This is a genomic window from Streptomyces sp. NRRL B-24484 (genome assembly GCF_000717715.1).
Taxonomy (GTDB): domain Bacteria; phylum Actinomycetota; class Actinomycetes; order Streptomycetales; family Streptomycetaceae; genus Kitasatospora.
The window spans coordinates 21,322-27,625 of record NZ_JOAI01000078.1 but is presented as its reverse complement, the minus strand read 5'-3'; the positions used below and the strand labels follow the sequence as shown (position 1 = coordinate 27,625).

The window sequence follows — 6,304 nt, the reverse complement described above, 5'->3', positions numbered from 1 at the left end:
CCCCCGCACCCGCCCCGCCCGCCCCGCGCCGCGTCCGCCCCTGGCGAACGCCGCCCCTGCGCGGACACATCCCGGGCCCCCGCGCGTTGCACCACAATGGGGACACGCACACAGCCCCCGACCTGCACAACCACCAGGGAAGGACCCACAGCGCATGGCCCAGCCGGCCCCCGCCTCCCACCGAGGCCTCGCCATCACCGAACACCGCCTGGCCAACGGCCTGCGCGTGGTGCTCTCCGAGGACCACCTCACCCCGGTCACCGCCGTCTGCCTCTGGTACGACGTCGGCTCCCGCCACGAGGTCAAGGGCCGCACCGGCCTCGCCCACCTCTTCGAACACCTGATGTTCCAGGGCAGCCGCAACGTCTCCAACAACGGCCACTTCGAACTGGTCCAGGGCGCCGGCGGCTCCCTCAACGGCACCACCAGTTTCGAACGCACCAACTACTTCGAGACCATGCCCGCCCACCAGCTCGAACTCGCCCTCTGGCTCGAGGCCGACCGGATGGGCTCCCTGCTCGACGCCCTCGACGACACCTCCATGGAGAACCAGCGGGACGTCGTCAAGAACGAGCGCCGCCAGCGCTACGACAACGTCCCCTACGGCACCGCCTTCGAGAAGCTCACCGCCCTCAGCTTCCCCGACGGCCACCCCTACCACCACACCCCCATCGGCTCCATGGCCGACCTCGACGCCGCCACCCTCGAAGACGCCCGCGCCTTCTTCCGCACCTACTACGCCCCCAACAACGCCGTCCTCTCCATCGTCGGCGACCTCGACCCCGAGCAGACCATCGCCTGGGTCGAGAAGTACTTCGGCAGCATCCCCGCCCACAACGGCAAGCAGCCGCCCCGCGACGGCACCCTCCCCGACACCATCGGCAGCGAACTGCGCGAACTCGTCGAGGAGGACGTCCCCAGCCGCGCCCTCATGGCCGCCTACCGCCTCCCGCACGACGGCACCCGCGAGGCCGACGCCGCCGACCTCGCCCTCACCATCCTCGGCTCCGGCGAATCCAGCCGCCTCTACAACCGGCTCGTCCGCCGCGACCGCACCGCCGTCACCGCCGGCTTCGGCCTGCTCCGCCTCGCCGGCGCCCCCAGCCTCGGCTGGCTCGACGTCAAGACCAGCGGCGACGCCACCCTCGACGCCGTCGAGACCGCCGTCGACGAGGAACTCGCCCGCTTCGCCGCCGAAGGCCCCACCCCCGAGGAACTCGAACGCGCCCAGGCCCAGATCGAGCGCGAATGGCTCGACCGGCTCACCACCGTCGCCGGCCGTGCCGACGAACTCTGCCGCTACGCCGTCCTCTTCGGCGACCCCCAGCTCCTCAACGAGGCCCTCCCCAAGGTCCTCGACGTCACCGCCGAAGAGGTCCGCGCCGTCGCCGCCGCCCGCCTCCACCGCGAGAACCGGGCCGTCCTCGCCTACGAACCCACCACCACCGGCCCCGACGCCGACGACACCACCGAGCAGGAGACGGCCGCGTGACCAGCCAGATGACCTTCCACCCGCAGCCCACCGCCGGCACCCCCGGCCCCTGGGCCTTCCCCGCCCCCCAGCGGCTCACCCTCGGCAACGGCATCACCGTCCTCCACTGCCACCGCCCCGGCCAGCAGCTCGTCGCCGTCGACCTCGTCGTCGACGCCCCGCTCGCCGCCGAACCCACCGGCCTCGACGGCGTCGCCAACATCCTCGCCCGCGCCCTCAACGAAGGCACCGAGCACCACACCGCCGAGGAGTTCGCCGCCGAACTCGAACGCGCCGGCGCCACCCTCGACGCCCACGCCGACCACCCCGCCATCCGCGTCAGCCTCGAAGTCCCCGCCTCCCGCCTGGAACGCGGCCTCACCCTCCTCGCCGACGCCCTCCGCGCCCCCGCCCTCCCCGAGGACGAGATCGAACGACTCGTCGCCAACCGGCTCGACGAGATCACCCACGAACTCGCCAACCCCGCCCGGCGCGCCGCCAAGGCCCTCTACGCCACCCTCTTCGAGGCCGCCGACCGGCTCTCCCGCCCCCGCAGCGGCACCGCCGACACCGTCCGCACCATCGACCGCGCCGCCGTCGACGCCTTCTACCGGGCCCACGTCCGACCCGGCACCACCACCGCCGTCGTCGTCGGCGACCTCACCGGCACCGACCTGCCCGCCCTCCTCGACAGCACCCTCGGCACCTGGACGGCCGACGCCGCCGAGCCCTCCGTCCACGCCCCGGTCACCGCCGACGACAAGGGCCGCGTGATCATCGTCGACCGGCCCGGCTCCGTCCAGACCCAGCTCCTCATCGGCCGGATCGGCCCCGACCGCCACGACCCGACCTGGGCCGCCCAGATCCTCGGCACCTACTGCCTCGGCGGCACCCTCACCTCCCGCCTCGACCGCGTCCTGCGCGAGGAGAAGGGCTACACCTACGGCGTCCGCGCGTTCGCCCAGCCGCTGCGCTCCGCCGCCGACGGCTCCGGCCGCGCCCTGCTCGCCATCAGCGGATCGGTCGACACCGCCTCCACCGCGCCGGCCCTCGCCGACACCTGGACGATCCTGCGCACCCTCGCCGCCGAGGGCCTCACCGACGCCGAGCGCGACGAGGCCGTGCAGTTCCTCGTCGGCGTCGCCCCGCTGAAGTACGAGACGGCCGGTTCGGTCGCCGGCACCCTCGCCGACCAGGTCGAGCAGTACCTGCCCGACGACTACCAGGCCGAGGTCTACCGCCAGCTCGCCGAACTCGGCACCGAGGCCGCCACCGAGGCCGTCGTCGCCGCCTTCCCGCCGGACCGCCTGGTCACCGTGCTGGTCGGCGACGCCGCCGTCATCGGCGACGCCGTCCGCGACCTCGGCATCGGCGAGGTCACCGTCGTCGCCAACTGACCTGCGACACCCCGGGCCCGGCGGAGCGTCAGCTCCGCCGGGCCCGCGCGTTTATTGCATTGCACCGCGGCCCGGCCGCGTGGGTAGATGGTCCCCGCTGCCGCACCCCGCGGCCGAAGCACACAGCGAGAGAGGAGGCGGTCACCATGCGGGTCGAGCGCGACCAACGACGCTCCCCACGACCGTCCTCCCGACGCACCGCCGCCTGAGCGCGGCCCCACGGTCTTCCCCGAGCCGCACCGGGACTCATCGCGCGGCACACCCCTACGCTGGAAACAAGCGACCTGTGGAGGTCGAATCACCATGTCGTACACCGAGGTACCCGGTATCCGCGTGCCCATCCGGATGTGGACCGACCCGGCCACCGTCGAGGGCCAGGCCCTGCAGCAGCTGCGCAACATCAGCTCGCTCCCGTGGCTGCACGGCCTCGCCGTGATGCCCGACGTCCACCTGGGCAAGGGCGCGACGGTCGGCTCCGTGATCGCCATGAAGGGCGCCGTCTGCCCGGCCGCGGTCGGCGTGGACATCGGCTGCGGCATGACCGCGGTCAAGACCTCGCTCACCGCGAAGGACCTGCCGGACGACCTGTCCCGGCTCCGCTCCAAGATCGAGCAGGCCATCCCGGTCGGCCGCGGCCTGCACACCGACCCGGTCGACCCGGGCAAGCTGCACGGCCTCGCCACCGGCGGCTGGGACCGCTTCTGGGACGGTTTCGACGACATCGCCCCCGAGGTCCGCTGGAAGCGCGAGCGCGCGGCCCAGCAGATGGGTTCCCTCGGCGGGGGCAACCATTTCTGTGAGGTATGTGTAGATACGTCCGGTTCTGTCTGGCTGATGCTGCACTCCGGATCGCGCAACATCGGCAAGGAGCTCGCCGAGCACCACATGGGCGTCGCCCGCTCGCTGCCGCACAACCAGGGCCTGATCGACCGCGACCTCGCGGTGTTCATCTCGGACACCCCGCAGATGAACGCCTACCGCCAGGACCTGTTCTGGGCGCAGGACTACGCCAAGCGCAACCGCGCGATCATGATGGCGCTCTTCCAGGACGTCGTCCGGCGGGAGTTCCCGAAGGCGAAGGTGGCCTTCGACCAGATGATCAGCTGCCACCACAACTACGTGGCGGAGGAGCGGTACGACGGCGTCGACCTGTTGGTCACCCGCAAGGGTGCGATCCGGGCCGGCTCCGGCGACTACGGCATCATCCCGGGGTCGATGGGCACCGGTTCGTACATCGTCCGCGGTCTCGGCAACGACGCCGCGTTCAACTCGGCCTCGCACGGCGCCGGCCGCAAGATGAGCCGCACCGCGGCCAAGAAGCGGTTCACCGCGCGCGACCTGGTCGAGCAGACCAAGGGCGTGGAGTGTCGCAAGGACGCGGGCGTCGTCGACGAGATCCCGGGTGCGTACAAGTCCATCGAGAAGGTGATGGACCAGCAGCGCGACCTGGTCGAGGTGGTCGCCCAGCTCAAGCAGGTCGTCTGTGTGAAGGGTTGAGCTCAGGCCGGGGTGTGCGGGAAGCGCACCCCGGCCTTCTCCGGCCCCACCAGCCGCCATCGCCGGGCCGCGCAACTGCTGACCGACCGGCCGAGCAGGGCTGCTGCCGCCTCCGCGTTCCGGGCGGCCAACAGGAGGCGGTCCTCGTCCGCCGTCCACGGGCGGCGCAGTACCTTCCTCATTCCGTCGGGTCGGGTCCACGCCGTGAGGTCGGCCGTGGCCGCCAGCTTCCGCGGCAGGGCGAGGCAGCCCGGGTAGTAGAGGTGCCGGACGACGGCGACGGCGTCCTCCCCGGTGAAGAGGATGTTGTAGATCGCGTCGCGCCGGTTCCGCCGGGCCGTGCGCACGGCGCCGGTCAGGGCGTGGGCGTAGCGGCAGAAGTGGGCCGCCAGCGACTCGCTCGCGGTGGTCAGGCTGACGAAGGGCAGGTCCTTGCCGGTGCGTCCGAGCGAGCCGTCGGCATCGATCAGGCCGCGGAGGTGGTCCCGCTCGGAGAAGGGTGCCCGTGGTGGCTCCACCGTCGAGGACTTCCGTCCGGGCGGCAGGCCCAGTGCCACGAGCTGTTCGCGGAACTCGCGGGCGCACACCGTCCAGGTCGCCGAGGTGTGGTTCGCTGCGAAGTTGGTGGTGCGGGTGCGGGTGCGGTGGCGGATGCTGCTGGGCCAGGGGCAGATGCGCTTGAACTCCTCCAGGAGGGGCGTGTCGCGGGCGGAGAGTTCCACGCTGAGGCTGCCCTTGTTGCCCGGGCCCTGGCGCAGGTGCCCGTCGGCCTGGAGGAAGCCGAACATGTAGGCGTGGTCGGGGTTTTCGAGGTCGAAGGAAGTCATGGCGCCAGCCTGCGCCGGGTGGTCCCGGCGGCGGGTCGGTTCGTCGGCGGATCATCCGATGGTGTGGTCGTCCTCAAGTCGAAATGTCGGATTGTGGACCCCGGCGGGGCGGTGCGGGCGGCCGGGGACACAATGGCCGCGTGGACTACCAGGGACTTCTGCGGGAATCGATGGAGACCGCGCTCGCGGCGCCGGCGCGCGGGCGGGCGGCGGACTATATCCCGGCGCTGGCGCAGGCCGATCCGGAGGCCTTCGGGATGGCCATCGCGACGGTGGACGGCGAGGTGTTCGGGGCGGGGGCCTGGGAGGAGCCGTTCTCGATCCAGTCGGTGTCGAAGCTGTTCACGCTCGCGCTCGCGCTGGCGGAGGGCGGCGACGGGCTGTGGCGCGGGGTCGGCCGGGAGCCGTCCGGCAATCCGTTCAACTCGCTGGTGCAGCTGGAGACCGAGCAGGGGATCCCGCGCAATCCGTTCATCAACGCGGGCGCCCTGGTGGTGACGGACCGTCTGCTGGAGCTGACGGGTGATGCGGTGGGGGCCGTCCGGGAGTTCCTGCGGCGGGAGTCGGGGAACGGCGCGGTGGCCACGGACGACTCGGTGGCGGCCTCGGAGGCGCGGCACGGCCACCGCAACGCGGCGATGGCGCACTTCATGGCGAGCTACGGGAACCTGCGCAACCCGGTCGACAGCGTGCTGGCCCACTACTACGCGCACTGTGCGATCACGGCGAGCTGCCGCGACCTGGCGCTGGCGGGGCTGTTCCTGGCACGGCACGGGGTCCGGGTGGACGGCTCGCGGCTGCTGTCCCGTAGCGAGGCGAAGCGGATCAACGCGGTGATGCTGACCTGCGGGACGTACGACGCGGCGGGGGAGTTCGCGTACCGGGTGGGCCTGCCGGGCAAGAGCGGCGTCGGCGGGGGAGTGCTGGCGGTGCTGCCGGGCCGGGGGGCGGTCTGCGCGTGGAGCCCGGGCCTGGACGCGGCGGGGAACTCGGTGCTCGGGGTGGCGGCGCTGGACGCGCTGACCACGGCGACCGGCTGGTCGGTCTTCTAGCGGGACGGGGGGAACGCGAAGGGGTGCACCCGGCGGGAACGCCGTGGTGCACCCCTTCGG

The 6,304-nt window shown here is 72.4% G+C and carries 5 protein-coding genes; 4 read left to right on the top strand and 1 reads right to left on the bottom strand.

What is annotated here, in order from left to right:
* The first annotated feature begins 154 nt into the window (after window positions 1-154).
* The 3 genes from IE98_RS0139770 to IE98_RS0139760 all read left to right on the top strand — a co-directional run bounded on the left by IE98_RS0139770 (window position 155) and on the right by IE98_RS0139760 (window position 4,365).
* The gene (locus tag IE98_RS0139770) at window positions 155-1,492 is read left to right on the top strand and encodes a M16 family metallopeptidase (RefSeq protein ID WP_030277390.1); all 1,338 of its coding nucleotides are present in this window, start codon (window positions 155-157) and stop codon (window positions 1,490-1,492) included.
* An 8-nt stretch (window positions 1,493-1,500) separates the two neighbouring features.
* Complete coding sequence (locus tag IE98_RS0139765) at window positions 1,501-2,868, top strand: M16 family metallopeptidase (RefSeq protein WP_030277388.1); 1,368 nt, start codon at window positions 1,501-1,503, stop codon at window positions 2,866-2,868.
* Window positions 2,869-3,171: 303 nt separating this feature from the next.
* On the top strand, window positions 3,172-4,365 hold the full coding sequence (locus IE98_RS0139760) for an RtcB family protein (protein WP_030277387.1): 1,194 nt from the start codon (window positions 3,172-3,174) through the stop codon (window positions 4,363-4,365).
* 2 nt (window positions 4,366-4,367) lie between these two features.
* Here IE98_RS0139760 and IE98_RS0139755 read toward each other — a convergent pair whose 3' ends face one another.
* Window positions 4,368-5,192, bottom strand: a complete 825-nt coding sequence (locus tag IE98_RS0139755; RefSeq protein ID WP_030277385.1) for an LAGLIDADG family homing endonuclease — start codon at window positions 5,190-5,192, stop codon at window positions 4,368-4,370.
* A 140-nt stretch (window positions 5,193-5,332) separates the two neighbouring features.
* Between IE98_RS0139755 and IE98_RS0139750 the strand changes: the two genes are divergently transcribed.
* Window positions 5,333-6,244 (top strand): glutaminase, encoded by a 912-nt coding sequence (locus tag IE98_RS0139750; RefSeq protein ID WP_030277383.1) that lies wholly within the window; start codon window positions 5,333-5,335, stop codon window positions 6,242-6,244.
* Window positions 6,245-6,304: the final 60 nt, after the last annotated feature.

What these genes read in the sequence shown, in the direction of transcription:
- IE98_RS0139770 (WP_030277390.1), top strand. Translation starts at nt 155, where the DNA reads ATGGCCCAGCCGGCCCCCGCCTCCCACCGAGGCCTCGCCATCACCGAA.
- IE98_RS0139765 (WP_030277388.1), top strand. Translation starts at nt 1,501, where the DNA reads ATGACCTTCCACCCGCAGCCCACCGCCGGCACCCCCGGCCCCTGGGCC.
- IE98_RS0139760 (WP_030277387.1), top strand. Translation starts at nt 3,172, where the DNA reads ATGTCGTACACCGAGGTACCCGGTATCCGCGTGCCCATCCGGATGTGG.
- IE98_RS0139755 (WP_030277385.1), bottom strand. Translation starts at nt 5,192, where the DNA reads ATGACTTCCTTCGACCTCGAAAACCCCGACCACGCCTACATGTTCGGC.